This is a genomic window from Alcaligenes sp. CHO6 (genome assembly GCF_037120595.1).
Lineage (GTDB): Bacteria > Pseudomonadota > Gammaproteobacteria > Burkholderiales > Burkholderiaceae_B > Alcaligenes > Alcaligenes ammonioxydans.
This window is the reverse complement of record NZ_JBANCI010000002.1, coordinates 660,959-686,897: the sequence shown is the minus strand read 5'-3', so window position 1 is coordinate 686,897 and position 25,939 is coordinate 660,959. Positions and strand designations below refer to the sequence as shown.

Annotated in this window: 24 protein-coding genes; 19 read left to right on the top strand and 5 right to left on the bottom strand. The window is 57.2% G+C overall.

The window, feature by feature from the left end:
* The first annotated feature begins 600 nt into the window (after positions 1-600).
* From chrA to V6936_RS11140, 4 genes are all read left to right on the top strand, one after another.
* Entirely contained in the window at positions 601-1,827 is a 1,227-nt protein-coding gene (chrA, locus tag V6936_RS11155; protein ID WP_336579869.1) for a chromate efflux transporter, read from the top strand.
* 189 nt (positions 1,828-2,016) lie between these two features.
* The gene (locus V6936_RS11150) at positions 2,017-2,538 is read left to right on the top strand and encodes a ferritin-like domain-containing protein (RefSeq protein WP_219235575.1); all 522 of its coding nucleotides are present in this window, start codon (positions 2,017-2,019) and stop codon (positions 2,536-2,538) included.
* A gap of 762 nt (positions 2,539-3,300) precedes the next feature.
* Positions 3,301-4,302 (top strand): 2Fe-2S iron-sulfur cluster-binding protein, encoded by a 1,002-nt coding sequence (locus tag V6936_RS11145; RefSeq protein WP_336579868.1) that lies wholly within the window; start codon positions 3,301-3,303, stop codon positions 4,300-4,302.
* A 120-nt stretch (positions 4,303-4,422) separates the two neighbouring features.
* A complete protein-coding gene (locus tag V6936_RS11140) occupies positions 4,423-4,974 on the top strand; it encodes a GNAT family N-acetyltransferase (RefSeq protein ID WP_336579867.1) in 552 nt (183 codons plus the stop codon).
* A 135-nt stretch (positions 4,975-5,109) separates the two neighbouring features.
* Here V6936_RS11140 and dld read toward each other — a convergent pair whose 3' ends face one another.
* The 4 genes from dld to lldP form a co-directional block, all read right to left on the bottom strand.
* A complete protein-coding gene (dld, locus tag V6936_RS11135; protein ID WP_336579865.1) occupies positions 5,110-6,831 on the bottom strand; it encodes a D-lactate dehydrogenase in 1,722 nt (573 codons plus the stop codon).
* A gap of 2 nt (positions 6,832-6,833) precedes the next feature.
* A complete protein-coding gene (gene lldD / locus V6936_RS11130) occupies positions 6,834-7,973 on the bottom strand; it encodes an FMN-dependent L-lactate dehydrogenase LldD (RefSeq protein WP_003804027.1) in 1,140 nt (379 codons plus the stop codon).
* A complete protein-coding gene (gene lldR, locus V6936_RS11125) occupies positions 7,970-8,749 on the bottom strand; it encodes a transcriptional regulator LldR (protein WP_003804025.1) in 780 nt (259 codons plus the stop codon). Before lldR ends, lldD begins: the two co-directional genes overlap by 4 nt.
* 77 nt (positions 8,750-8,826) lie before the next feature.
* Positions 8,827-10,494: an L-lactate permease gene (gene lldP, locus V6936_RS11120; RefSeq protein WP_003804023.1), complete on the bottom strand. Its 1,668-nt coding sequence runs from the start codon at positions 10,492-10,494 to the stop codon at positions 8,827-8,829.
* Between the two features lie 470 nt (positions 10,495-10,964).
* Between lldP and V6936_RS11115 the strand changes: the two genes are divergently transcribed.
* On the top strand, positions 10,965-11,393 hold the full coding sequence (locus V6936_RS11115; RefSeq protein ID WP_131071248.1) for a hypothetical protein: 429 nt from the start codon (positions 10,965-10,967) through the stop codon (positions 11,391-11,393).
* Between the two features lie 114 nt (positions 11,394-11,507).
* Positions 11,508-12,212 (top strand): GntR family transcriptional regulator, encoded by a 705-nt coding sequence (locus V6936_RS11110; protein WP_336579861.1) that lies wholly within the window; start codon positions 11,508-11,510, stop codon positions 12,210-12,212.
* Positions 12,213-12,254: 42 nt separating this feature from the next.
* Here V6936_RS11110 and V6936_RS11105 read toward each other — a convergent pair whose 3' ends face one another.
* Complete coding sequence (locus V6936_RS11105; RefSeq protein ID WP_003804018.1) at positions 12,255-12,716, bottom strand: Lrp/AsnC family transcriptional regulator; 462 nt, start codon at positions 12,714-12,716, stop codon at positions 12,255-12,257.
* A 143-nt stretch (positions 12,717-12,859) separates the two neighbouring features.
* On the opposite strand from V6936_RS11105, the gene kynU reads away from it, so the two are divergent.
* The 13 genes from kynU (at position 12,860) to V6936_RS11040 (ending at position 25,937) form a co-directional block, all read left to right on the top strand.
* On the top strand, positions 12,860-14,110 hold the full coding sequence (gene kynU, locus V6936_RS11100; RefSeq protein ID WP_003804016.1) for a kynureninase: 1,251 nt from the start codon (positions 12,860-12,862) through the stop codon (positions 14,108-14,110).
* 36 nt (positions 14,111-14,146) lie between these two features.
* Positions 14,147-15,520 (top strand): amino acid permease, encoded by a 1,374-nt coding sequence (locus tag V6936_RS11095; protein WP_003804014.1) that lies wholly within the window; start codon positions 14,147-14,149, stop codon positions 15,518-15,520.
* 167 nt (positions 15,521-15,687) lie between these two features.
* Complete coding sequence (locus V6936_RS11090; protein ID WP_336579860.1) at positions 15,688-17,550, top strand: amidohydrolase; 1,863 nt, start codon at positions 15,688-15,690, stop codon at positions 17,548-17,550.
* Positions 17,551-17,720: 170 nt separating this feature from the next.
* On the top strand, positions 17,721-18,491 hold the full coding sequence (locus V6936_RS11085) for a DeoR/GlpR family DNA-binding transcription regulator (protein WP_003804007.1): 771 nt from the start codon (positions 17,721-17,723) through the stop codon (positions 18,489-18,491).
* Positions 18,488-19,582, top strand: coding sequence for an ABC transporter ATP-binding protein (locus tag V6936_RS11080; protein ID WP_003804005.1), 1,095 nt, complete (start codon positions 18,488-18,490; stop codon positions 19,580-19,582). The genes V6936_RS11085 and V6936_RS11080 overlap by 4 nt, the downstream gene beginning before the upstream one ends.
* A gap of 19 nt (positions 19,583-19,601) precedes the next feature.
* Entirely contained in the window at positions 19,602-20,864 is a 1,263-nt protein-coding gene (locus V6936_RS11075; protein WP_003804003.1) for an ABC transporter substrate-binding protein, read from the top strand.
* A 12-nt stretch (positions 20,865-20,876) separates the two neighbouring features.
* A complete protein-coding gene (locus V6936_RS11070) occupies positions 20,877-21,767 on the top strand; it encodes a carbohydrate ABC transporter permease (protein WP_003804001.1) in 891 nt (296 codons plus the stop codon).
* Positions 21,767-22,609: a carbohydrate ABC transporter permease gene (locus tag V6936_RS11065; protein ID WP_059318538.1), complete on the top strand. Its 843-nt coding sequence runs from the start codon at positions 21,767-21,769 to the stop codon at positions 22,607-22,609. Before V6936_RS11070 ends, V6936_RS11065 begins: the two co-directional genes overlap by 1 nt.
* 9 nt (positions 22,610-22,618) lie before the next feature.
* Positions 22,619-23,428, top strand: coding sequence for a phosphodiesterase (locus V6936_RS11060; RefSeq protein ID WP_336579859.1), 810 nt, complete (start codon positions 22,619-22,621; stop codon positions 23,426-23,428).
* 382 nt (positions 23,429-23,810) lie between these two features.
* Positions 23,811-24,512 carry a TerC family protein gene (locus tag V6936_RS11055; protein WP_059318540.1) on the top strand — a complete coding sequence of 234 codons (702 nt, stop codon included), beginning with the start codon at positions 23,811-23,813 and terminating at the stop codon, positions 24,510-24,512.
* 100 nt (positions 24,513-24,612) lie between these two features.
* Positions 24,613-24,894, top strand: coding sequence for a peptidylprolyl isomerase (locus V6936_RS17380; RefSeq protein WP_003803993.1), 282 nt, complete (start codon positions 24,613-24,615; stop codon positions 24,892-24,894).
* A 311-nt stretch (positions 24,895-25,205) separates the two neighbouring features.
* Entirely contained in the window at positions 25,206-25,472 is a 267-nt protein-coding gene (locus V6936_RS11045; protein ID WP_003803991.1) for a hypothetical protein, read from the top strand.
* Between the two features lie 3 nt (positions 25,473-25,475).
* Positions 25,476-25,937 (top strand): YaiI/YqxD family protein, encoded by a 462-nt coding sequence (locus V6936_RS11040; RefSeq protein WP_003803990.1) that lies wholly within the window; start codon positions 25,476-25,478, stop codon positions 25,935-25,937.
* The last annotated feature ends 2 nt before the right edge of the window (positions 25,938-25,939 follow it).

The window sequence follows — 25,939 nt, the reverse complement described above, 5'->3', positions numbered from 1 at the left end:
CTGACGCTCCATATCTATGTAGTACAGGCTTTGTCAGTGTTAGTACGGCATATCGTCTATTTAGACAAAAATTTTCGCCCAGTCTGGCACTGGGCGATGGCCGCTCCCATTTACCACTGTACCGAAATTTCGATACAGTACAGGTACAGTGACCAGTTTTCAATCATTCAGCTGAAATACGCTAACCTACTGATATAAAACTGGTTTTGTCTATTTAAAATTCGCCTCATTTCCCTGTAGAAACACAGTAAATCACCGACTCAAAATCCCCCGCCTAAAAAACACCCATCCCCTCCCACCCTCCTGGTAGTTAGTATCCCTGACCCTTGAATTAGCCTCCCCTCAGCGATCTCCCCCTTCCAGGCCGGCTCTGTGAAAAAGTAATAATCTTTAAAAAAAGAGCAGTGGGTTGGGCTGGTACGGTTTCGGTTATTTCTTATGCTGGCCTTCTCATCTCAATGAACCAGGAACTCGTACACTAGTGGTCTTTAGCGTCACAGGGTTTACTGCTTAAGACTGGCAATTCTCGTGTGTCTCTTTAGCCCGTCCTCTTATTTGGACACAGCGCATGGCCGGTCGTGACAGGAGAATAAAGCTGCAATGAACCGTTGGATTCCGCCGCGACAGGCGTCATTGGAGTCTGGGAATGGCTCCGCTCTGGAGGTGTTCTGGGCCTTCCTGAAATTAGGCCTGACTTCGTTCGGCGGCCCTATTGCCCATCTTGGGTATTTCCGTGCGGAGTTCGTCGAACGCCGGCGCTGGCTGGACGATCGCAGCTACTCTGATCTGGTGGCCTTGTGTCAGTTTCTGCCGGGTCCGGCCAGCAGTCAGGTGGGGATGGCGATTGGCTTGGGGCGGGCTGGCTGGATGGGTTTGCTGGCTGCCTGGACGGGGTTTACCTTGCCGTCCGCGATTGCCTTGATTCTGTTCGCCTTGGGTTTGGCCGGGCAGCAGGGGATCGCGCAGTCCCCGTGGGTTCATGGGCTCAAAATTGTAGCGGTGGCCATTGTGGCTCAGGCGGTGCTGGGTATGGCCCGTTCCTTATGTCCTGATCGGGGCAGGGCGGGGTTGGCGATTCTGGCCGCTTTGCTCAGTCTCTTGCTGCCTTCTGCGTTCGGGCAGGTGCTGGCGATTGCGGTCACGGGCTTGTTGGCCTGGTGGAGGCTGGATTCTGTGCAGGCCGGTGCTATGCAGGCCCATTCGTATCCAGTGTCACGTACGGTCGGGACGGCGGCGTTGGTGCTCTTTGCGGGTCTGTTAATGGTTTTACCGGTGTGGGCAGCAGTCAGTGCTTCGTCCACGGCGCAACTACTGGAAGGGGTGTACCGTTCCGGGGCTTTGGTGTTTGGTGGTGGGCACGTGGTGTTGCCTTTGTTGCAGGCTGCGGTCGTACCCAGTGGGCTCGTCAGTAATGCCGATTTGATGGTGGGGTATGGCGCTGCCCAAGCAGTTCCAGGGCCATTGTTTACCTTTGCGGCTTATATCGGCGCGATGGCTCAAGGCCCCTTGCACGGGTGGCTGGGCGGGCAGGTCTTGTTGGGGGTTATTTTTGTTCCGGCCTTGCTGATTCTGATCGGGGTCTTGCCTTTTTGGCAGGGTTTGCGACACAGGGCGGGGATTCGCACGGCGATGGCCGGGGTGAATGCGGGTGTAGTGGGCATTTTGGGCGTGGCTCTGTATGACCCGGTGTGGACCAGTGCCATTCATACTCGGGCGGATTTTGGGCTGGCTTTGCTCTTGTTTGGTTTGCTGACAGTAGGGCGTGTGCCGCCCGCCCTGGTCGTGCTTCTGGCGGGGCTGGGGGCATCGTTGCTGGCCGTGTTCTGATAGAGCTTAACTGGGGTCGCGGCAAGCTTGCTTCACACCCGCCTCGGGCGGGCCGAACGGGTTAAAAGTCGCCCTGCGGTCAGTCTTGTTCTGAGGGCAGGGACAACAATTTCGCGGTTTGGGAACGCTTTGTGCTGGGTATCCATCGCTTGTCGCCGTTGCGACAGGGTAAACCGACTGGAGGATCTCATGGACAGCACTCACTCACGCGCAAGCAAACATTTAATGGACTGGCTGCGGGACGCGCATGCGATGGAAGAACAAGCTGAAACAATGTTGAACAGCATGCTCTCGCGTGTCGAGCATTATCCCGAACTGCATCAGCGCATTCAGCAGCATATTGAAGAAACCCGGACTCAGCAGAGCTTGGTGCGTCAGTGCATTGAGCGGCGCGGTGGTGACACATCCCTGCTCAAGGATCTGGGCGGCAAGGTCATGGCAACCTTTCAGGGGTTTTCGGGGATGTTTGCGTCTGACGAGGTGGTCAAGGGCAGCATGTTCAGTTTTGCCTTTGAGAGTCTTGAAATTGCCGCCTACAGCCAGATCAAGGAAGCGGCTGACTATTTGGGGGACGTCGAGACGGCCGCCGTTTGCCAACAGATTCTGGAGCAGGAACGTGCCATGGCCCATTGGCTGGAAGTGCATTCCCCTGAGTTGGTACGGGTCTTTCTGGCTCGGGCCGATGAGGGCCACTCCCAGGCAAAGCGTTGACACACGACAAAGGCGGCGAGCGGCGCCCGGTTTGCTGGTCTGGCTGGGCGGGGGTGATGCAACTTTGCCATAGATACGCTGCTTGCCTGAATTTGCCTGCAAAACCTGATTGTTGGAGGCTTATATGAATACATCACGCCAAGATCGCCGGGCATTGCCAACGCAACCCGAGGCCCCAGAACCCAGCCGTGAATCTCAAGCGGATATTGCGAGGCGGGTGCAGGAAGATTTGAAAGAAGTAAATAAGCAGAGTCAGGACAGGACGCCAAGCAAAACGGGTGATCAGAAGGCGACGCAGTTTGACGGCTCTCCCAAGCCAAAGCCTGACCCTAGCCCCAACTGGTTCAAACCAAAAGATGATACCCCTGCCATTTTGCCCAAGCGCCACGGGCCCAAGAACCCCGACTGAGCTTCTGGGCTAGCCCTTGACTGGATAAACGCAGCCTAGGGGGGCTGTAGGGCAAGGGGCAGGGTGACATTCCAAGCCGTGGCTGCACAGATAAGGCGAAATGCTGGAGCCTTCACTGTGCCGCTGTGGCCTGGCGTGTCGGTTGGCGGGCCTTGTTTCGTCGCCCCAAGTAAGCCTGGGCGTGAAATAATCTCTTGAAAAAACAGACATATTGCCGGGTTTGCGTGCAAACTTCCGGGAAAGTGTCATGTCACATACAACGATGAGACAGTCAGACCTTTCTGTGGTGCCAAGAAAGGGGCTGGAGTTGACCGCTATGCAGGGCCTGTGCGGCCCTACTTGAAAGGGCAGCAATGAGCAGCAAAACCATTATCATCCGCCAGACCGGCACGCAGTTTGACGCTCAGGAAGGGCAAAACATTCTGCAGGCAGCGTTGGAGAACGGGATCGTCTATCCCTACGGCTGTCGTCAGGGCCGCTGCGGTGGCTGCAAGACCCGTTTGGTGCAGGGACAGGTGGATCTGCTGGATTACTCCCGTTTTGCCCTGACGGAAGCTCAAAGCGCGCGCGGCTTGATTCTGGCTTGCCGGGCCATCCCACGCAGCGATGTCACGCTGGACTGGATAGGGACCGATGACGTCCGGGGACGGGTCCCCCTGCGTCAGGTCGAGGGCACAGTCGTCACGCTGGAGGCGTTGACCCACGATATACGGCGTGTTCGCATTCGTCTGGCCGACGAGCAGTCCCTGATGTTCTTTGCCGGCCAATATGCTGATATCAAGTTCGGGCAGGCGCCAGCGCGTAGTTACTGCATGGCTAATCGACCGGGGGAGGCGGAGCTGGAGTTTCATATCCGTCGTGTCCCCGGCGGGGTGGCCTCTGCGTATGTGCATACCGTGCTTGAGCCTGGCGAGCGGGTGACGCTGGAATTGCCCAAGGGAACGTCGTATTTGCGTGAGGGGCATGGTGGGCCCATGCTATGTATCGCAGGGGGAGCAGGTCTGGCTCCCATTAAATCGATTGTGGAGACAGCGCTGGCCAGTGGCATGAGCCAGGCGATTCATGTGTATTTTGGTGTCCGTGAAGGGCGGGATTTGTACGGGCTTGAGGAGTTCCGAGCCTTGGCGCGCGACTATCCCACGCTGCTTTTCACTCCGGTCGTCTCGGGGATACCGGTCGCACACTGTAGTCGGGGCCTGGTGACCGATATTGCAGGCAGTGAACAAGCGGATTTGCGGGGTTGGAAGGTCTATGTGGCGGGCTCCCCGACGCTGGTCGACGCTACCATTGGCATGGCGCTCAAGCGTGGCCTGAAGATTCAGGATCTGCATGCGCAAATCTATGTGACCCCCTAGGAGATTTGCGTGTGAACCCGAGCATGGCGTTCCGTCTCGCAAGAGGAGGGAGGAACGCTATGATTCAAGCCTGGGCTTAACCTTCACTGTTGTAAAACCGTATTTTTCAAACCGATCATCATGTTCTTTGTGCTTGCTGGCCTGACGCTGCGCCCCTTGAGTGAAACCGAATTGAATTGGGTGTGGTCCATTGATCGCAGCGAGCAAATTGAGGCCTTGTATGAATGGCGCGAAGGCGTGCTGCACAAACAAGAGGTGGTGATAGATCTGCGTGGCTGGCCAGAAGGCGATCCCGAGAAATACCATCCGGAACACGAGGAGGCCTTTCATCGCGGTGCCTGGTTTATGGGGGTCTTCAAGGATGACCGTCTGGTGGCCGCGGTGGGTTTGGACCGTTTGCCTCTGGGCCCGCAAGGCGATTGGCGTCAGCTTTTCTTCCTGCATGTCAGCCAGGCGCTGCGTGGGCAAGGCATGGGGGCCTGCTTGTTGGATCAGGCCAAGAAACAGGCGATCCTGTGGGGGGCGAAGGCGGTCTATGTCTCGGCCACGCCTTCAGTCAATACCGTGGACTTTTATAGGGCGCAGGGCTTTGTGATCGCACCCGAGCCGGACCCACGTTTGTTTGCGCTGGACCCCGAGGATATCCACCTGCTTTGCCATCTGGCTACCTGACGGAGCTCGACGGCGCGACCCCCGCCATCAAGCCCCGGCACACTCCTTCAGATAACCACGTTATAAGCAGCACGAACGCGTGTGCTGACTATAGCGCCACGTCCCGTGGGAGTGAGGCCTTCCAGAAGCGGGCATTTAGTCGTGTTTGCCGGCGCAGCATGCACTCCACCATTTACGGCGCGACGTATGACCGATACCGGGGTTGAACGTGTTGGTAGGGTCCAGTTCGCGGTAGAAACCCGCCAGTGCAGGTTTGGCGACGTACAGGTGGCCCACATTGTGCTCGGCTGGGTATTCAGCCTGACGCTCATCCAGTAGTTTCCACATACGGTGTTCCATCTCCAGAGGCGCCACGCCTTTTTTGATGATGTAGTCCTGATGGAACACGTGGCACAGGAAATGACCGTAATAGAGTTTGTGGACGATATCTTTCTCCATATCGTCGGGCAGTTGCTCTACCCATTCCCGGTCGTTGCGGCGCAAGGCAATATCCAGCGCCACAATGTCCTCCACGCTGTTGGGATGGGATTCGCGGTAGCGGATGGCGGCACCGGCGATCGCAAAGCGGTGCAAAAAGGCTTTGCGGCCTTCTTCGGCATCACACTCAAAATACGCGCCCTGCGTGCTGTCGCCAAATTGTTGCTGTAGATAATCGCGGGTGGCCTGGGCGGTGTCGTTGGAGACGCGTAGCAGCAGATGATGCTCGAAACGGTCACGCCATTGCCGCATCCGTGCGGGCAGGTGACTGGGCAGACGATTCATGACGGCCTGAATCACACGATCGGTGACGCCGCGCCAGCCAAAGCGTTCAAAAAAGCCGTCGATACGACTTTTCATCGCAAAGGCGGAGGGCACTTTGGCAGTCCCAAAGCGGTCGATGAGCAGGAACGTATCTTTACCGTACTGCTCACCAATATCGTAAGCGGTGCGATGGATGTATTCGCCCGCAATGGGCAGGCGTGGCAACTGGGTCAGCAGGTGTCGGCGGACAGCCGTCAGCTCGTCTGGCTCATTGGTGCCAATGTAGAACACCGTACTGGATTCTTTGGGAAAGGTATCCAGACGCACGGCAAAAATGCACAGCTTGCCCGCTGAGCCCGAGGCTTCGTACAGGCGGGAGGGGTCAGCATTGAAACGGGCAGGAGTTTGGGCATCCACGTCGCGTACGTCGTCGGCGTAACGGGGATCGCTGGCCTTGCGTTGCGGATCGTTGAGGATGTCGGCAGCACGGTAGTTGCCCTGTTCCAGGCGGCTCAGGATTTCTTCGGGCGTGTCGCCCAGATGGATACCCAGGTGATTGACCAGTTGCAGACTGCCATCGTCCCGCACTTGGGCGTACAGGGTCAATTCCGTGTAGGCGGGTCCACGGCGTACCAAGGCACCGCCGGAGTTGTTGCAGACCCCGCCCAGCACAGAGGCGCCAATACAGGAGGAACCAATGACCGAATGAGGCTCGCGCCCCAGGGGGGCCAGTGTCTGTTCCAGACGATCCAGCGTGGCACCGGGCAGGCACACAACCTGTTCGCCATCGTTAATGACCTGTATACCTTGCAGGCGCATGGTGTTCATCAACACGATGTCGCGGTCGTAGTCGTCGCCGTCGGGGGTGGAGCCCCCGGTCAGGCCCGTGTTGGCCGCCTGCATGATCACGATGCAGTCCGCGGCGACGGCTGCTTGCAGGCTGCGCCACTGCTCCAGCAGCGTTCCGGGCCGAACCACGGCCAGTACCTTGCCTTCACCTGTGCGGTGGCCCTTGCGATAGCGGCGCGTGCTGCGATCGTCGGTCAGGACGTGTGCCTGGCCGACAATAGAGCGCAGTTGCTGCAGCAGATCCGTGCGGATGGAGGAAGCGGTCATTCTCAAGGCTCCCGGACAAGCAGCTCGGAGGTGATCTGAGAGATACTGCTGACGCTGGTCAGCGTCATGGCGACGCGGATTTCTTTTTCAATCAGGCCCAGCAGGTGGTCGACGCCGGATTGTCCGGCGGCGGCCAGTGCATAGATGTAGGCGCGTCCCAGCATGGCGGCATCGGCACCCAGGGCAATCATGCGCACTACGTCCAGACCACTGCGGATACCGGAGTCCGCCAGAATCTTGATCTGGCCTTTGACAGCATCGGCAATGGCCGGCAGGGCGCGGGCCGAGGACAGGACGCCGTCAAGCTGGCGGCCACCGTGGTTCGAGACGATGATTCCATCCGCTCCAAAGCGCACGGCGTCGCGGGCATCATCCGGGTCCAGGATGCCTTTGATCAGCATGGGGCCTTTCCAGAATTCACGGATCCACTCCAGGTCCTTCCAGGAGATGGATGGGTCAAAGTTGGCGCCCAAGTAACCCATATAGTCTTCCAGGCCCGTGGGTTTGCCCAGGTAACGCGAGATATTGCCCAAATCGTGCGGACGACCCAGCAAACCTACATCCCAGGCCCAGCGCGGATGCATGACGGCCTGAGCGTAGCGGCGCAGGGCGGCGTTGGGGCCGCTCATGCCCGAGTGTGCGTCACGGTAGCGCGCGCCGGGTACGGGCATATCCACGGTAAAGACCAAGGTGCTGCAACCGGCAGCCTGGGCGCGTTCCAGTGCATTGCGCATGAAGCCACGGTCTTTCAGCACGTAGAGCTGAAACCACATGGGTCGGCTAAGACGAGGCGCCACTTCTTCGATCGGGCACACGGATACGCTGGACATGGTAAAGGGAATACCGCGTGCATCGGCGGCCCGGGCAGCCTGAACTTCTCCCCGGCGTGCGTACATACCCGTCAGTCCGACCGGAGACAGAGCCACCGGCATGGACAATTTTTCGCCAAACAGATCAATGCTGGTGTCCAGCTGGCTCATGTCTTTGAGGACGCGCTGGCGTAGGGCGACCTCTGCCAGATCGTCCACATTGCGGCGCAGGGTGTGCTCGGCATAGGCGCCGCCATCGATGTAGTGGAACAAAAAGGGAGGCAGCCGTTTTTGGGCGGCACGCCGGTAGTCGGTCGAGGAGGAAATAATCATGGCAAGATGGGGTCGGGTAAGACGGAGGGAGAGGTCTGCAAGCGCGCGGCACGTTCGCGGCGGGCGAGGTCTTCGTCCGCCTGAAGAAGCGTGTTGCGTACGTAGCCTAGATGTTCGTTCACGACATGGCGCGCATGGGCCGCGTCGCCATCGATAATGGCCTTGACCAGGGCTTCGTGCTGGGCGGTCAGGTGGGTGAGTGTTTCGGGACTGTCATGGACGAACATGATGATGTCGCGGTTTTGTGTCACGCTGCTCAGCACCAGATCGAACAGTCCGCGCATGACCTGAACCAGAACCAGATTGTGCGAGGCTTCGGCGACGGCCAGATGGAATTGGGCATCGGCCCGGGCCGACAGATCGGTATCGCCGCTTTGCTGGTAGCGGATCATCTGCTCAAAACATTGCAGGATCTTGCTCTTGTCCTCGGGCGAGGCGCGCAAGGCAGCGTGCCAGGTCGTGCTGCTCTCCAGTGCGATACGGGCTTCCAGTACGTCGTATCGGTATTGCGGATCGGACAGCATCAAGGCGGCCAGCGGGTCCACCGAACGCTGGGTCCACTGCGGCGTTTGAGAGGTCAGGTAAGTACCTGATCCGACCTGACTGCGCAAAATGCCTTGGCTGGTCAGTTGCTGAATGGCCTCGCGCAAGGAGGCGCGAGATACGTTCAATTGGGCTGCCAACGTGCGTTCGGCGGGCAAACGTTGCCCCGCTTTGAAATCGCTGGACTGAATGAGCGCCAGCAATTGTTGGGCAACGTGATCAGAGAGGCGCATAGTTCTTGAGGTACCGAAAAGATAAATCTGCAAGGCACGAGTCTACGGCCTTGCAGATGAAGGATGAGGGCGGGCCCTTAGGGGATCATCCAAGGTAACACATAGGCTTGCAGGGTGGTCAGCAGGCCAATCAGAACGGCGAAGATCAGGCTGTGTTTGACGGTGAAGCGGAACAGGTCGGACTCCTTGCCAGCCAGGCCGACGGCGGCGCAGGCAATGGCAATGGACTGGGGAGAAATCATCTTGCCGGTCACGCCACCCGTGGTATTGGCCGCAACCATCAGCACTTCAGGCAAACCCAGTTGCTGGGCCGTGGTGGCTTGCAAAGCACCAAACAGGGCGTTGGCCGAGGTATCGGAACCGGTCAGAAACACGCCAATCCAGCCCAGGAAAGGGGAGAAGAAGGTGAAGGCTTTGCCGGTGTGGGCCAGGGCCAGGGCCAAAGTAGCCGACAAGCCGGAATAGTTGGCGATAAAAGCAAAGGCCAGCACCATGCCGATCGAGTAAATGGGAACGGCCAGTTCCTTGAAGGTTTCACCCAGTGTTTCCACTGCTTTGGCGGGCTTCATGCGCAGAAAAAGAATGGTCAGCAAGGCGGCAATCAAAATGGCTGTGCCGGTAGCCGAGAGCCAGTTAAAGGCATAGACCGCGCCATAAGGAGTAGCCGAGGCGACGACGGGAGGGGCTTTTTCGACCAGATTGTGCAGGAAAGGCACAGGAATGTTCACAATGGTCGAGGCCAGCGGACCGTTGGCGGCAAACAGTACTTTAAAGGGCTGCACGCTCCAGATCGTGACCATGACGGTCAGGATGATGAAGGGCGACCAGGCTTTGATGATGCGACCGGTAGTCAGCGGCAGAGTAGCTTGTTGGGCCACATCGCTCTGGACCGGTGTAGCTTCTTGCTCGTCAAAGCGGAAGATGCGCTTGGGCTGCCATACCTTCAGGAACAAGGTCAGGGCTACCAGGGAAACCAGGGCCGAGGTAATGTCGGGCAGTTCGGGGCCAATGTAGTTGGCCGTCAGGAACTGCACCAAGGCAAAGGAGCCGCCGCCGACCAGCACGGCAGGCCAGGTTTCTTTGATGCCGCGCCAGCCGTCCATGATGGCCATCAGCCAGAACAGCACAATGATGGTCATAAAGGGCAGTTGGCGACCGGCCATTTGTCCAATATGGAAGGGATCAATGCCCGAGACCTGGCCAGCCACAATGATGGGAATGCCCATGGCGCCAAAGGCTACGGGAGCCGTATTGGCAATCAGACACAGACCAGCAGCGTACAAGGGGCGGAAACCCAGACCGGCCAACAGGGCTGCGGTAATGGCGACGGGAGCGCCGAAGCCGGCCGCGCCTTCCAGAAACGCCCCGAAGCAAAAACCGACCAGAATCAGCTGCAGGCGCTGGTCAGGGGTGATGGACAGGATAGAGGCACGAATAATGTCGAACTGTCCGGTTTTTACCGAAATCTTGTACAGGAATACGGCTGCCACAATGATCCACGCGATGGGCCACAGTCCGTAAAAAAAGCCATAGACCACCGAAGCGAAGGCGGTGGAGACGGGCATGCGATAGAAAAACAGGGCTACGCCCAGTGCCAGCAGCACGGTAATGGTGCCTGCCTGATAGCCCTTCATGCGCAACTTGGTCAGGGCCAGGAAAAAAAAGATGATGGGAATAAGGGCGATCAGGGCCGACAGCCAGATATTGCCGGTGGGATCGTATTGCTGCAGCCACGCTTGTTGCATGTTCTTCTATCTCCGCAGGAGCAAAGGGGGGGGCGCTTGTAGAGGAAGCGTACCAGTAGGTCGCCAAATTGGTCTGACCATTAAAGATGTGGTCAAGAGTAGAACGCATTGTATCCAAAGGGTAATTTGATTGAATGTCAGTGTTTACCCTAATAATTTAGAGCTCAACGCCTTTTTATGTTGATAATTGGTCTGACCAATTTAAGCGCGGCAGTGGTGTGTGAAGGAGGTCAACGCTAGCGTTCCTAGCGTGGCTTCATAGGGGAAAAAGGGCGTTTTGTGCAGAAGAAGACACTGGTCGCCATACCGGACTACCAGGGACACTATCGTCTGTTTGCGTTGGGAGGGGCCGGAGTCTGCGTGTCCTTTTGACCGTGGCTAATACGTGTTTTCCCGTCTAGTGGGAGCGGGGTTTTGATATGACAATGTTTTTATTGTCATAACAATAACGATGGAACAGGAGCCAGTCAGTGAAAGACCCACATTGTCATTCCAGCAGCATCTTGGTGGAGCGCCCGGCACAGGTCGCTTTTGAAATCATGTCCGATGGCCTCCTGCAAGGTCAGTGGGCTTGGGGCAGTGCGAATCGTAGCGAAGTGGAACCGGGCTTGTTCAAGGGAACCTCGGTCTTTAGCGGTCAGGAAACCTATGTGCGTCTGAATGTGGATGCAGCGCGTTTGCAGGTGGATTACGACGTGGGGGCCAGCAAAGAGGTGATGCAGTTTCGCAATATGTCGCGTGTCATTCCCGGCGAGGTGCTCAAGCTGGGGGCGGATAAATGTGTAGTGAGCTTGCTCACCTGGCGCCTGGCCACGCAAAGCGATGCCGCCTGGGAGCAGATCTGTTGCGTCCACGAAGCCGAGATGTTTCTGATTAAAGGGCTCTTGGAGCGCGAGTAACAAGGTGGTTTGCAGGCAGGGAAAGCCAGGAGAGACGGCTGAACACAGCAGGGTGAATACCGCAGGTGGGTGGGGCCAGCCGCACATGGCCATCAATGGGGATGAAATTACGCAGTGGGTACAAAACCGCTCTACGAACAGCTTGCTGACAAGCTGACCCGCTATATCCAGGACGGTCGCTTAAAGCCGGGCGACCGTTTGCCCACGGAAGCCGAGCTGGGGGAAATGTTTGGTGTCAGCCGCATTACGGTACGGCAGGGTCTGGCAATCCTGACCCGTAATGGCCTGATCGAGCGCTTTCCCAGCCGTGGCTCCTTTGTGCTGGAGCGCAAGAATACAGGTTCCTGGGAGCTGAACTCCCTCAATGATCTGGTCCAGCTGGGCAAGGACACCAGTACCAAGGTTGCCCGGTGGGAATTGGTCGCCCCTCCGGCGGAGATTGCCGAATTCTTTGCGTCCGACGAGCCGGTGTATAAGCTGCAAGCGGTGCGCTACAAGTCTGCCGTGCCGCTTTATTTTGCAGAAAACTACGTGCTGCGCTCGATTGGCGAACGTCTTGGGCAACAGGATCTGGAAACCCGCACCATGGTGGAGATGCTGACCTCTGTGCTGAATGTGCCCATCAAGCATGCGCAAGAAGAGATCAGCATGGCCGATGCCTCAGCGGAGATGGCCAAGCAGTTGTGGATCAAGGAAAACCAGGCAGTGATCGTGCAGCGTATCGACTTGTTCGATGTCGATGACAAACCGGTACAAAGTGGCAAGGGCTGGTGGCGCAGCGAGCATTTCAAACGCCGCTTCACGCTCAATTACCTCTGAGTGCAAGCGTTGGCCTTATGCCAGCCCGTGCCGCGACGGCGGTTACACCGGCAAGCGTTGCCCCTTGGCTTTGATGCAGGACAGCACAATCTGTGAATGGATTTTGGTGACGCCGCGCAGGGTATTGAGCTTGTGAACGACAAAGTTGGAGAAAGTCTCGAAATTGCGCGTGCGGATGTGCAGCATGTAGTTGGCCTGACCCGTCACGATGTAGGCATGCAGGACTTCATCCATGGTGGCCAGTGCTTTGCTCAGGTACTGGTGTTCGCTTTCATTGAGCTGGGCGATATTCACTTCTACAAAGGCTTCAATGGCAAAACCCAGTTTGCTGGCGCTCAAGTTGGCGCTGTAGTTTTCAATGAGTCCTTCCTGCTCCAGGATTTTCACGCGTCGGTGGCAGGAGGAAGGGGAAAGGGCCACCAGATCAGCCAGTTCTTGGTTGCTGAGTCTGCCGTTATCCTGCAAAAGACGCAGGATTTTAAGGTCTGTCTCGTCTAGTCTCATGTTTTAGAATTATCTTCGAAAAGAGTTTTTAAAAAACGATTTTTCTTCCAAATTTAATCATAATGTTCGTCACTTTGGAATAATTTGCCAGAGCCTCGATGCTAGACTAAATGACGTAAAAAGCAGAATCGAGGAGCATGAACATGATTACCTTGCAGCAATGCGAGCAGTGGGATCAGGCCGACGAACTGGCTGGCTTCAAAGCCAGGTTTGATCTGCCACCCAACACGATTTATCTGGATGGAAATTCCTTGGGCGCCATGCCCCGACACGCGATGGAGCGTGCGCAGCAAGTGATTGCCCAGGAATGGCGTACCGACTTGATCAACAGCTGGAACAAGGCAGGCTGGTGGACCTTGCCTGTGCGCCTGGGCGATCAGATGTCTTCGCTGATCGGTGCTGGCCAGGGCGAAACCATCGTGAGTGACAGTACCTCGGTCAATCTGTTCAAGGTTCTGGCTGCGGCTGTCAATTTGCAAAAAGAGCGTCATCCGCAAAAGAAAGTCATCCTGGCCGAGCGCGACTCTTTTCCAACGGATCTGTACATCATTGAAGGGTTTAACGCCTTTTTTGGTAAAGACTATAGGCTGGAACTGATTGATGAGCCGGCCGATCTGAAAACCGCCATCAATGACGAAACTGCCGTGGTGGTCTTGTCCCATGTGAATTATCGTACCGGCTATCTGCACGATATGCAGGCCACTAACCGTCTGGCACATGAGCACCATGCGCTGGTGATCTGGGACTTGTGCCACTCGGCGGGCGCCTTGCCCATCGAGCTCAAAGCCAGCGGTTCTGATTTTGCCATTGGCTGCACCTACAAGTATTTGAACGCCGGTCCTGGCGCACCGGCCCTGTTGTGGGTGAATCCCGAGCTGCTCGACAAGATCAGTCAACCTTTGTCGGGTTGGTGGGGGCACAAGCATCCTTTTGCCATGAGCCCCTCTTATGAGGCGGCCAGCGGGATCGAGCGTTTCTTGTGCGGTACCCAGCCTATTGTGTCCCTGAGCCTGGTTGCCTGTGGCGTGGACGTTTTCTTGCAAACCGATTTGCAGGCCGTGCGTCGTAAATCCCTGGCCTTGACTGATCTGTTCATCCGTCTGGTCGAGCAGGAATGTGCCGAGTTTGGCTTGCGCCTGATCACGCCCCGCGATCATCATTTCCGCGGCAGTCATGTCAGTTTTGCGCATGAGCAAGGTTACGCCGTTGTTCAGGCCCTGATTGCACGGGGTGTGATTGGCGACTATCGCGAACCTGAAGTGATGCGATTTGGCATTACCCCTTTGTATCTGTCTTTTGTGGATATCTGGCAGGCCGTCCAGCATCTCAAGGCGGTGCTGACGGACAGGGAATGGGACAAGCCGGCCTACAAAACCCGCTCCAAGGTGACTTGATCGCACTCATTAAAAAAACAATCATAAGGAGGAGACATGAGCCGATTTGAACAGATTCAATCGCGCGAGGCCGGACTGCACAAGAGGCTGAATGCCCGTCAGATGAGCATGATTGCGATCGGGGGGGCCATTGGTACCGGCCTGTTCCTGGGCAGCAAGTTTGCTATTGGCTTTGCGGGACCCGGGGTGGTGCTGAGCTACGTCATTGGTGGTTTTATTGCCCTGGTGCTGATGGGGTGCCTGGCAGAGATGACGGTAGAGCATCCTACCTCGGGCTCCTTTGGCGCGTATGCCGAGTTTTATATTCATCCGCTGGCCGGTTTTCTGGTGCGCTACAGCTATTGGGCCTGCATTGTGCTGGCTGTCGGCACTGAGGTGACGGCGGTGGCCGACTACATGAAGTTCTGGTTTCCGGAGGTATCGCCGTGGATCTGGATCGTCTTTTTCTCGGCCGTGCTGATTGCGGTCAATGCCTATAGTGTTAAAGCATTCGGCTCGGTGGAGTATTGGTTTGCCCTGATCAAGGTATTTGCCATTATTGCTTTTATCGTCTTGGCCATTGGCATGTTGACGGGTTATTACCAGCCCGCACAGGTGCAGGAAAACCTGTTGGGCCAGGGTGGCTTCATGCCCAATGGCTGGTATGGAGTCTGGGTGGGCGTGATTATTTCCATCTTCAGTTATCTGAGTATCGAGATGATTGCGGTTGCGGCGGGCGAGGCAGAAAACCCTGAGCAGGCGGTGCGCCAGGCGTTCAAGGCAACCATCTGGCGCTTGATCATTTTCTACCTCTTGTCTCTGTCCCTGATTGTGATGCTGGTGCCCTGGCAGGTGCTGATTGCAGATGGCACAAGCAGCCCCTTCATTACGGTGATGCAGTCGGTGGGCATTCCTTATGCAGACAGCATTTTGAATTTCATCGTGATTATTGCTGCTTTGTCGGCCATGAACAGCATGCTCTACATTTCTACACGCATGATGTTCAGCCTGTCGCGTGCGGGGGATGCGCCACTGGTACTGGGTAAGGTGGCACGCAATGGAGTGCCGTTAAATGCCCTGGCTTTGTCGGCCAGCGGGGTGGGTGTGGCGGCCGTGGTGTATGCCTACAATCCGGAAACGGCGTTCCCGGTGATGATTGCCTTGTCCATGTTCGGTGCCCTGTTTACCTGGGGCATGATTTTCCTGACCCATTTGTTTTTCCGCCGCCGCGTGGCGCAGGAAGGGGTGCAGCTGCGTTTCCGGATGCCGGCCTATCCCATCGGCACCTTGCTGGGTCTGATCGGTATTGTGGCGATTCTGATTACCACCTGGTTCATCAATATCTTCCATTACACCCTTTTGTTTGGTGTGCCGTTCTTGCTGACCTTGATCGTGATTTATTTTGTACGCTCAAAAAGCCGGGTCGCGTAACCGTGTAGCCGCATAGCGTGGTCCCGTTCATTCGTGCTCAGTCTGGGGCTTGGCACGAATGAGCGGCAGCATGGCCAGCAAACCGATACAGACAGCAGGACAGAGCCGGTCTCCTTGTGGCACAGTAAACGAGTTGGCCACTTTTTTCTGAGCAGAAAGGGGAGCATATGTGGTTCAAAAACATTCTGAAAGTGTCTGTGCTGGCGGGCAGTCTGGTGATGGCTGGCTCGGCCTGGACAGCGGAAACGGCCGATCAGATCTGGATGGGCGGGCCGGTCTTGACGATGAGTGACAGCCAGACTGCTGCCGAAGCGGTCGCGGTCAAGGAGGGGCGGATTCTGGATGTGGGTACCTTGCAGGCGATGCAAGCCTATAAAGGTCCAAACACCTCTGTGATCGACCTGCAGGGCAAGGCTTTGCTGCCGGGGTTTGTGGATGCGCACAGCCACGCCTTCATGATTGGTGTGCAGGCCATGTCCGCCAATCTGCTATCGCCCCCGGATGGGGCGGTCAAAGACATCGCCAGTTTGCAGGAGACGCTCCGGCAATGGCTGGATGAGCAAGGTAAAACCAGGCAGGTGGGCTTGATCCTGGGCTTTGGGTATGACGACGCCCAACTGGCAGAGCAGCGCCACCCCACGCGACAGGAATTGGATGCAGTGTCCGAGTCCGTGCCGATCATCATCATTCATCAGTCCAGCCACATTGGCGTGCTCAACAGCAAGGCGCTGGAGATGGCGGGCATTTCCGCCCAGACCCCGGATCCGGCAGGCGGTGTCATTCGGCGGGAAGAGGGTAGCACCCAACCCAATGGGGTGCTCGAAGAGATGGCCTTTTTTTCAAGCGTGGCCAGCCAGATGGGCAAACTCACACCCGAGCAGGTTCAGGCCCTGTTTGTGGCCGGGACCGATCTGTTAAAGCGTTACGGCTACACGACCGGACAGGAAGGGCGGGCCACGTCCGATACGGTGCCTTTGATGCAGGCCGCGGCGTCGGCGGGCAAGATCGATATTGATGTCGCTGCCTACGTCGATGTGCTCCAGGACCGGGACTTTATCGCGCGTCATGTATCGCGGCATTACACCGATGGTTTTCGGGTGGCCGGTGCCAAGCTCACGATTGATGGCTCCCCTCAGGGGTTTACGGCCTATCGCGACCGCCCCTATTACAAGCCACCAGCAGGCTACCGCGCCGATTACCGGGGGTACGCAGCGGTCACGCCCGACCAGGTGTTTGATTCGGTGGACTGGGCCTTCAAGAACGATATACAGCTGCTGACTCACGCAAATGGCGAGGCCGCCTCGGATCTGCTGTTGGCTGCGATTAAAACAGCACGTGAAAAGTATGGTCCCCGGGATCGGCGGGCCGTCTTGATTCACGGGCAGTTTCTGCGCCGGGACCAGATAGCGTCCATAGCAGAACTGGATGTCTTTCCGTCCTTGTTCCCCATGCACACCTTTTATTGGGGAGACTGGCACCGTGACCGTACGGTGGGGCCGGTCAATGCCGACAATATTTCTCCCACTGGCTGGGTGCGTGAGCATGGCTTGATGTTTTCAACCCACCACGATGCGCCCGTGGCCTTCCCGGATTCCATGCGGGTGTTGTCGGCGACCGTCACGCGCCGCACCCGATCGGGCGATATTTTGGGGCCGGATCAGAGGGTAGATGTCATGACGGCCCTGAAGGCAATGACGATCTGGCCGGCTTTCCAGCATTTTGAGGAGAAGGAAAAAGGGTCGATTGAGCCGGGCAAACTGGCGGACTTTGTTGTCCTGTCGCAAGATCCGACAGCGGTCGATCCCGAGCAATTGGCCAGCTTGCGCGTGGTTCAGACCATCAAGCGAGGCAAGCTCATTTATGAACAGGACGATGCATCGGAGACCGAGCAACTCAGCCAGGCGCAGACTGGGCAGATGCTTTCCCGTTTTCTGAATGAGTGGCAACACCAGGCATCTGAAACAGGCGCTGCAGAGCACGCGCATGGGCCTGAGTTGCTGATGGGGGCTCTGTTGCGAGGTTTTGAGTAAGGCCAGTCCGTCACTGACACCAGGCGGCCGGCGCGAATGCTGTCTGGATTGAGCGCCGACATGTTCATATGAACATGTCGGCGTCATAAAACTTTCATCTGAGCGTCACTGAGTCGTCATGTCGCGTTCCTACACTGCCAGGTATTCAAACGAAACCTGTATGCCGTGTTATGAACCTATCCGTCAGGCAAAGCATTATTGTGGATTTGCTCGCCGCCCAGGGGGCGGTGTCCGTTGATGGCCTGGCCGCGCATTTCGGGGTGACGCCCCAGACGATACGGCGCGACCTGAACCACCTGTATGAGGCCGATCTGGTGCGTCGTCGTCATGGCGGCGCCGAGCTGAACGTGGTCGAGCGCAATGCGCCTTTTCAAACGCGCCGCATTACCCACTTGCAAGCCAAGGCCCGTATTGGTCGAGCCGTTGCCAAGCTGATCCCTGCCGGTGCCAGCCTGCTGCTGGGTTTTGGCACCACTCCCGAACAAGTTGCCTTGGCGTTGGCAGATCACCGAGATCTTACGGTGGTGACCAACAACATCAGTGCCGCCTTGGCCCTGTCGCACAATATGAGCCATCGCGTGGTGCTGACGGGGGGCGAGCTGCGACAACCCAATCCTGAAATTCTGGGCCCCGGTGCCGAACGGCTGTTCAACAGCTTCAAGGCAGACTTCGGGGTGTCCGGGGTTGGGGGCTTTGATTCGGATGGTGCCTTGCTGGACTTTGATATGGCCGAGTCCGACTGCCACAAGGCGCTGCGGGGCAATTGCCGGGTGCGGATTCTGGTGCTGGACCATACCAAGTTCGGTCGGCGCGCCCCGGTGCGCAGCGGCTCCTTGGACGATGTGGATATTCTGGTCAGCGATCAGCCCATTCCCGAACCTTACCGCGATCAGATTCCTGCGCGTGTTCAGCTTGTGATTGCGGATGAGGTGCAGGTATGAGCCGCAGCGCGATCGAGTTGCAGGGCATAGTCAAATCCTGGGGCGAGCAGGCTGTGCTCAAGCAGATGGATCTGACCATTCAGGAAGGAAAATTCACGGCCTTGCTGGGCCCATCGGGCTGTGGCAAATCGACCTTGCTGCGCATTATTGCCGGGCTGGAAGCGCCCGATCAGGGCCGTTTGCTGATTAATGGGCACGATGCCACCCATATGGAACCTGCCAAGCGCGGCTTGAGCATGGTGTTCCAGTCCTACGCCCTGTTTCCCCATTTAAATGTGGCCGACAACATCTTGTTCGGCTTGCAGGTGCGCCGTGCGGACCGCCGGCAGCAACAAGAGCGTCTGCGCGAGGCCTTGGCCCTGACCAATCTGGAAGGGCTGCAAGAGCGCAGACCCGGCCAGCTCTCGGGAGGGCAGCGACAGCGGGTGGCCCTGGCGCGCAGCATTGTCTCAGGGCATCGCATTTGCTTGATGGACGAGCCCTTGTCGAATCTGGACGCCAAGCTGCGTCACACCGTGCGCCACGAAATTCGCTCCCTGCAACAGCGTCTGGGATTGACGGTGGTCTATGTCACTCACGACCAGACCGAGGCGATGGGGATGGCGGATCACGTGGTGTTGCTCAATGCCGGTCGTATTGAACAGCAGGGCCGTGCCCAGGACCTGTATGGCCAGCCTATGAGTGTCTTTACCGCCAGTTTCATCGGCAGCCCGCCCATGATGATGATTCACAGTGACCAAGTGCCCCTGGGACTGTGGCCTTCACGTCGGCAGTACGACCAGCCGCATCGTGTACTGGTGGGCGTGCGCCCCGAAAACCTGAACCTGCACGAGGCGGGCGAGCAGTTTGTGGCGGCCACCGTGGTGCATCAGGAATTTCAGGGGGCAGATGCTTATGTGTACGTGCGACTTGATGATGGGCATACCTTGATCGTGCGTGCCCCGCACAGCCACCGTTTCGAGGCGGGTACACGTTGTGGTCTGAGCTGGCATCCCGCTGACGCTTTTTACTTTAATCAGGACAGCGGCGCTCGCCTGCCGACACCGTCTGCCGATGCGCTGACCGCTGCTTCTTTTGCTGTTGTTCCCTAAACGTACTGCGAGTCTACTCATGTTGAAGAATTGTCTGCTTGCCACTTCCAGCGCTTTATTGATGGGCCTGGGCACCAGTGCCCACAGCGCGGTGGAATTGACCATGTATTACCCGATTGCCGTGGGTGGTCCGCTGACCGAGGTGGTCGATGGAATGATCAAGGACTATCAGGCCCAGAACCCGGAAGTGACCGTGAAGGCCGTCTATTCCGGCAACTACGATGAAACGCGGGTGCGTGCCTTGTCGGCCCTGCGTGCGGGCGAGCCGGTGCAGCTTTCTGTGCTGGGCGCACTGGATACGCATGATCTGGTGGAGCAGGGCCTGGTCGAGGCTTTTAGCGATGTGGCTCAGGATGCCCCCAGCCAGGACTGGCTCAAGAGCTTTTACCCTGCGTTGATGGCTAACGGCACCTTGGAGGGCAAGGTCTGGGGCATTCCCTTTCAGCGTTCGACCATCGTCATGTTCTACAACAAGGATATGTTCCGTGAGGCGGGTCTGAACCCCGATCAAGCTCCCAAGACGTGGGACGAGCTGGTGCAAACTGCCCAGAAACTGACTAATGACAAGCATCACGGCTTGATGATTCCATCGACGGGCTATCCCTACTGGATGTTCCAGGCCATGGCCTTGCAAAACGGCCGTCAGTTGATGAATGAAGAAGGCACGCAGGTCTACTTCAATGATCCCAAGTCGGTGCAAGCGCTGCAGTTCTTCCACGATCTGGCCTACAAGCACAAGGTCAGCCCCGCGGGCACGATTGAATGGGGTACCTTGCGCCAGGCCTTCGTGCAGGGCAAGACCGCCATGATGTGGCACACCACGGGCAACCTGACGGCCGTCAAGAACGAAGCGAAGTTCGACTTTGGCGTGGCCATGCTGCCCGCAAAGGAAAAAGCGGCTTCTCCTACCGGCGGTGGCAACTTCTACCTGTTCAAGGGCGCTAATGACGAGCAGAAAAAAGCCGCATTGGATTTCGTGCGCTGGATGACGGCCCCCGAGCGTGCTGCCAAGTGGTCCATGGCCACGGGCTATGTGGGTGTCAGCCCTGCAGCCTACGAAACACAGGCGCTGCTTGACTACGCCAAGACCTTTCCACAGGCCGTGGTAGCGCGTGATCAACTGGCCGTGGCCTCGCCCGAGTTTGCCACGTACGAAACAGCGCGTGTGCGTGAACTGTTGTCCAACGCCGTGCAGGCCGTGCTGACCAATGCCAAGACGCCTCAAGCCGCCCTGGATGAGGCCCAGGCCGCCGCGGATCGCTTGCTGCGTCCTTTCAACTAAGCAGGTGCAGGAATGGCTGAACCATTGCGTGTGCTGCGTAAAGAGTGGGTATTTGCCTACCTCTTGCTGACGCCGCTGTTTGTGCTGCTAAGCGTGTTTGCCTTTATCCCGGCGCTGCACACGTTTTGGTCCAGCCTGTTAAGTAAAGGCACGGCTCGTCGTCCGGCCCAGTTTGTGGGCATGGACAACTACGATGCCATGCTGGCTGATCCGACTTTCTGGCTGGTTCTGAAGAATAATCTTTGGTACGCCGCCATTGTGATTCCGGTGTCCATGGCACTGGCCTTGCTGATGGCCTTGTGGGCCAACCGGGCCATGAGCATGCGTGCCTGGGTGCGCTGCGCTTACTTCACGCCCACCATGTTGCCCATGATCGCCGCCGCGAACCTCTGGCTGTTTTTTTACACGCCGGATCTGGGTTTGCTGGATCAGATTGCCAAGCTGTTTGGCGCCGGGGCCACCAATTGGTTAGGTCAGCCTCAAACTGCCCTGGGCGCAGTCATGGTGGTGACCATCTGGAAAGAGGCCGGATTTTTCATGATTTTTTATCTGGCCGCCTTGCAAACCATCCCGCCCGAACTGCGTGATGCTGCCCGTCTGGAAGGCGCAAGCCGCTGGCAATATGGGCGCCGTGTACTGCTGCCCTTGCTGGCTCCCACCACTTTATTCATTCTGATCAATGCATTGATCAACTCGGTCAAACTGGTTGACCACCTCTTTATCCTGACCAAGGGCGGCCCCAATAACGCTTCCAAGCTGATGTTGTACTGGATCTGGGAAACGGCTTTTGCTTACATGGATACGCCCGCGGCTGCCGTACTGACGGTGGTGCTCTTGTTGGGTCTGGGCGCCGTTGCTATTTTTCAATTCCGCTACGCCGAACGACGCGTGCACTACCAGTGATGAACATGGACACTGTTTTGACTGCCCCCAGCCGCCCGCTGCGTTTGCCCTCACTGGATACGGTAGGAGCGCACGTTTTGGCCCTGCTGTGGATCGCGCCTTTGCTCTACGCGTGCTGGGCTGCTTTTCGTGACCCGTCAGCGGCCTTGCGTTTTGACTGGAGCGCAGGTTGGACCTTTGATAACTTTGCCGCGGCCTGGGATCGTGCGCCCTGGCTGCGCTACATCTTCAATACGACCGCGTTGGTGCTGACGATTCTGATCGGTCAGTTTGTTCTGTGTACGCTGGCTGCCTACGCCTTTGCCCGCTTTCGTTTCTTTGGCAGCCAGTTTCTGTTCATGCTGCTGCTGTTGCAATTGTTCATTTTGCCCGAAGTGCTGATTGTGGAAAATTACCGCATGGTGGCCTGGCTGGGCTGGACCGATACGGTATGGGGCATGGGTGTGCCTTATATGGCCAGTGCGTTTGGGGTATTCCTGCTGCGTCAGGCCTTCAAGCAGGTGCCGCGTGAGCTGGAAGAGGCGGCGCGTCTGGAGGGCTGTAGCCGTTTGGGGGTGTTGTGGCGTGTGTATGTACCCTTGGTCAAGCCTGTTTACCTGGCTTATGCCCTGGTGTCGGTGTCAACGCACTGGAACAATTTTTTATGGCCATTGGTGATCAGCAGCTCGGATCATACACGGCCTTTGACTGTGGGCTTGTCCCTGTTTGGCGCGCCTGAAAGTGGTGTCAGCATTTCCCTGATCAGCGCCGCCACCATCATGACGATCCTGCCGCTATTGCTGGGCTTTCTGCTGTTTCAAAAGCAGTTCATGCAGGCTTTTTTGCGCGCCGGCATTCGTTAAGGAATTCTGATGAAGATTATCCAGTTTTCGGATTTGCACATTACCCCGCCCGATGGCCTGTTGTTTGGTTCGGACCCTCTGGATCGCTTGCGTCACTGTGTGCAGCACATTAATCGCCATCATGCCGATGCGGATCTGTGCGTGCTGACGGGCGATCTGACCCATGCCGGTCACCCACGCGCGTACGAGCGCCTGCGTGAAGGCTTGCAAGACTTGATTCCGCCCGTGCGCTTGTTGATGGGCAATCACGATAGCCGCAGCGCGTTTCACCGTGTGTTTCCAGACGCCAGGACCGATTTGTCCGGGTTTGTGCAATATGCCGAAACCATGCGCGATTGGCGTCTGATTTATCTGGATACCTTGGAAGACAGCTACACCAACGGTTATCTGTGCGCGCGGCGTCTGCAGTGGTTGCAGCAGGAACTGGCCTCGCATAACGGGCCGGTGATGCTGTTCTCGCACCATCCTTTGCCCGCCTTGCAGTATCCCTCCATGGATTGGCTGCGTTTGAGCAATGCCCTGGAGCTATTGCCTGCGTTGAAGGCGAACCCAGCACCCGTACATTTGTTTTCCGGTCATGTGCATCGCTGTGCCAGCGGCGTGTGGAACGGTCTGCACTTTGTAACGGTCAGTGGCACCAACCATCAGCATGAACTGGATCTGGAGCGCGAGGGAGTGGCAACGTCCACTTTTGAACCGGCCAGCTACGCGGTAATCCTGCCCAATGCAGACGGTCTGACCGTGCATTTTCAGCCCTTTGCTTACGAAGAGCTGCGCTTTCCGTACACGGGAGACCTGAACGCGTTGAAGTGTCTGTAAATGCGGGGCGGTCGATTTTGAGGTTGGCATGCAACGCGGTCTTCGAACGTGTACTGAAAAACCGCCATGTTCGGCGAAACGCTTTGTTGTTTGCCACAAGATCGCTATACTTGCGAACTATCAGGGGGAGTAGCTTACTTTCCGGCGCATCGTCATCACGGCAATTTGTGTTTTTCACCGATTCCCGGTGCCCGGGCAGCCTTAGGGTTGCAAGCGAGACCTTGCCATTCATGGGCAAGGTGCATCCTCAAAAAAGATGGCCTGTGTCCTTAATGGATCAGGCCATTTTTGTTTTGTACAACAGCGGTCATTTTCTCGTTGTACAGTCATGCAAGATGGTCGTCGGGTTTCAATTAAACAATATGAAAAGGCGGTCTTATAAATGATTGAATTTTTGCAGACAATGAGTTGGGCGGCGGTATTTCAGATCATCCTGATCGATATATTGCTGGGAGGCGATAATGCTGTGGTGATTGCCCTGGCATGTCGCAACTTGCCTGCACAGCAGCGCGTAAAAGGTATTTTGTGGGGAACGGCAGGGGCGATTGGTCTGCGCGTTGTCCTGATCGCGTTTGCTCTGACCTTGCTGTCCGTTCCATTCCTGAAAGTGGTGGGTGCCTTGTTGCTGGTCTGGATTGGCGTCAAGCTGCTGATCCCCGAGGAAGATGGTCACGGCAATGTGGAAGGGGGGGCAACCTTGTGGAAGGCCATCAAGACCATTATTATCGCGGACTTTGTGATGAGTCTGGATAACGTGATCGCGATTGCGGGTGCCGCTCAGACGGCTGACCCGGATCATCAGATTGGTCTGGTGGTCTTTGGTCTGGTGGTGAGCGTGCCCATCATTATCTGGGGCAGCACACTGGTTCTGAAGCTGATCGACCGTTTCCCCATTGTGGTAACGCTGGGCGCCGCGTTGCTGGGCTGGATTGCCGGCGGCATGCTGGTGACGGACGTTAAATACATCGAGTACTTCGGCGAGCCTAGCACCACCATCAAGCTGGCTGCGGAAGTGGCTGGTGCCTTGCTGATTGTCGCGTTGGGTCACGGTATTGCGGCCTACAAGCGCAAGCAGGCTGCCTGAGTCTGAAATTGAAACAGCCCGTATAAAGCCATGCCGGAGACTTCGCTTCCGGCATGGTTCTGGGTTAAGCTCAAACGATTTTCTAAAAAAGGAGTACACCATGGCACAAGCCTCCGCACGCCACATTCTGGTCAGCACCGAAGAGAAAGCGAATGAACTGAAAGCCGCTATCGAAGGTGGTTCTGACTTCGCTCAGGTGGCCAAGGACAATTCCAGCTGCCCATCGGCCCGCATGGGCGGTGAGCTGGGAACTTTTGGTCGTGGCCAAATGGTGCCCGAGTTCGATCAGGTTGTGTTCAGCGCCCCCGTGGGCGTTGTGCAAGGCCCCGTCAAGACCCAGTTCGGCTACCATCTGGTAGAAGTGACTGCACGTCAGGACTGATACGATCAGGCCAGAAAAACCCGCTTCAGCGGGTTTTTTTGCGCCTGCTGCGCCTGTGTATGCTGGGCAGGGCTTGAACTGTTTTGGCAAGCGCAATCCCGTCTTTTCGCGACGGCGATGTCAGTAGGCTCTTGTTCAATAGGCCTGGCTCTGGAGTGGCTTCATGCTGGTATTTGCCAGACATATACATAAAAAGTCTGGACATTTATCCACAAGCTGCGCAGTATGCCAGCCATGCCGGCTCGTGGGGCCTTGCCCACGCCTTGCTCGCTTGTTTCGAGCAATTCAGCCCATTCTTATAAAGAAATCCCATGAAACGCACCGATATGGAAAAACTCAGCGCCGTCAAATTGCTGGGAAATGTAAAAAAGGCGGGCACGCCACAACGCTTTGCAGCTGATTCCGCCGTGGCCGACCGGCGCGAACAACGTCGTCTGGATCAGGCTGCTGGCCTGGTGTCCTTTCCCGTTAAGCTGACGCAGCCTGTTATTGATGCCGTGCGCGCTCGCGCTACCGAGCAAGGTGTCTCGACCAATGAGGTCATTGATCGTCTACTGGCCCAAGCCTTGGACCTGTAATTTATGCAGATCTGGGTAGATGCAGACGCTTGTCCGGTCGTCATCAAAGAAATTTTGTATCGCGCCGGGCAGCGCTGGAGTCGCCATGTGATCCTGGTGGCCAACCAGATGCTGCGCACTCCCCCTTCACCCTGGCTGCGGGCCGTGCAGGTGGCGCGTGGCTTTGATGTGGCGGATGACTATATTGTTCAGCACGCCAGTGTGGGAGATCTGGTGATTACCGCCGATATCCCGTTAGCGGCGCAGGTTCTGGAACGTCGGGCTCTGGTCCTGACCCCCAGAGGTGAGCGTTTGGATGTCAATAGCATAGGCGAGCGTCTGGCCATGCGCGACATGATGGAAGAGCTGCGCAGCACCGGCGTGGACATAGGCGGTCCGGCGCCCTTCAGCCAGGCTGACCGGCGCGAGTTTGCCAATGCGCTGGATCGTCTAATGATGAGTCTGAATAGCGCAGCCCGACGATGAGC

What these genes read in the sequence shown, in the direction of transcription:
- V6936_RS11085 (WP_003804007.1), top strand. Translation starts at nt 17,721, where the DNA reads ATGAACCTATCCGTCAGGCAAAGCATTATTGTGGATTTGCTCGCCGCC.
- V6936_RS11090 (WP_336579860.1), top strand. Translation starts at nt 15,688, where the DNA reads ATGTGGTTCAAAAACATTCTGAAAGTGTCTGTGCTGGCGGGCAGTCTG.
- V6936_RS11075 (WP_003804003.1), top strand. Translation starts at nt 19,602, where the DNA reads ATGTTGAAGAATTGTCTGCTTGCCACTTCCAGCGCTTTATTGATGGGC.
- lldR (WP_003804025.1), bottom strand. Translation starts at nt 8,749, where the DNA reads ATGCGCCTCTCTGATCACGTTGCCCAACAATTGCTGGCGCTCATTCAG.
- kynU (WP_003804016.1), top strand. Translation starts at nt 12,860, where the DNA reads ATGATTACCTTGCAGCAATGCGAGCAGTGGGATCAGGCCGACGAACTG.
- V6936_RS11080 (WP_003804005.1), top strand. Translation starts at nt 18,488, where the DNA reads ATGAGCCGCAGCGCGATCGAGTTGCAGGGCATAGTCAAATCCTGGGGC.
- V6936_RS11060 (WP_336579859.1), top strand. Translation starts at nt 22,619, where the DNA reads ATGAAGATTATCCAGTTTTCGGATTTGCACATTACCCCGCCCGATGGC.
- V6936_RS11070 (WP_003804001.1), top strand. Translation starts at nt 20,877, where the DNA reads ATGGCTGAACCATTGCGTGTGCTGCGTAAAGAGTGGGTATTTGCCTAC.
- V6936_RS11140 (WP_336579867.1), top strand. Translation starts at nt 4,423, where the DNA reads ATGTTCTTTGTGCTTGCTGGCCTGACGCTGCGCCCCTTGAGTGAAACC.
- chrA (WP_336579869.1), top strand. Translation starts at nt 601, where the DNA reads ATGAACCGTTGGATTCCGCCGCGACAGGCGTCATTGGAGTCTGGGAAT.
- V6936_RS11150 (WP_219235575.1), top strand. Translation starts at nt 2,017, where the DNA reads ATGGACAGCACTCACTCACGCGCAAGCAAACATTTAATGGACTGGCTG.
- V6936_RS11095 (WP_003804014.1), top strand. Translation starts at nt 14,147, where the DNA reads ATGAGCCGATTTGAACAGATTCAATCGCGCGAGGCCGGACTGCACAAG.
- V6936_RS11045 (WP_003803991.1), top strand. Translation starts at nt 25,206, where the DNA reads ATGAAACGCACCGATATGGAAAAACTCAGCGCCGTCAAATTGCTGGGA.
- V6936_RS11145 (WP_336579868.1), top strand. Translation starts at nt 3,301, where the DNA reads ATGAGCAGCAAAACCATTATCATCCGCCAGACCGGCACGCAGTTTGAC.
- lldP (WP_003804023.1), bottom strand. Translation starts at nt 10,494, where the DNA reads ATGCAACAAGCGTGGCTGCAGCAATACGATCCCACCGGCAATATCTGG.
- V6936_RS11105 (WP_003804018.1), bottom strand. Translation starts at nt 12,716, where the DNA reads ATGAGACTAGACGAGACAGACCTTAAAATCCTGCGTCTTTTGCAGGAT.
- V6936_RS11065 (WP_059318538.1), top strand. Translation starts at nt 21,767, where the DNA reads ATGAACATGGACACTGTTTTGACTGCCCCCAGCCGCCCGCTGCGTTTG.
- V6936_RS11055 (WP_059318540.1), top strand. Translation starts at nt 23,811, where the DNA reads ATGATTGAATTTTTGCAGACAATGAGTTGGGCGGCGGTATTTCAGATC.
- V6936_RS11040 (WP_003803990.1), top strand. Translation starts at nt 25,476, where the DNA reads ATGCAGATCTGGGTAGATGCAGACGCTTGTCCGGTCGTCATCAAAGAA.
- dld (WP_336579865.1), bottom strand. Translation starts at nt 6,831, where the DNA reads ATGACCGCTTCCTCCATCCGCACGGATCTGCTGCAGCAACTGCGCTCT.
- lldD (WP_003804027.1), bottom strand. Translation starts at nt 7,973, where the DNA reads ATGATTATTTCCTCCTCGACCGACTACCGGCGTGCCGCCCAAAAACGG.
- V6936_RS17380 (WP_003803993.1), top strand. Translation starts at nt 24,613, where the DNA reads ATGGCACAAGCCTCCGCACGCCACATTCTGGTCAGCACCGAAGAGAAA.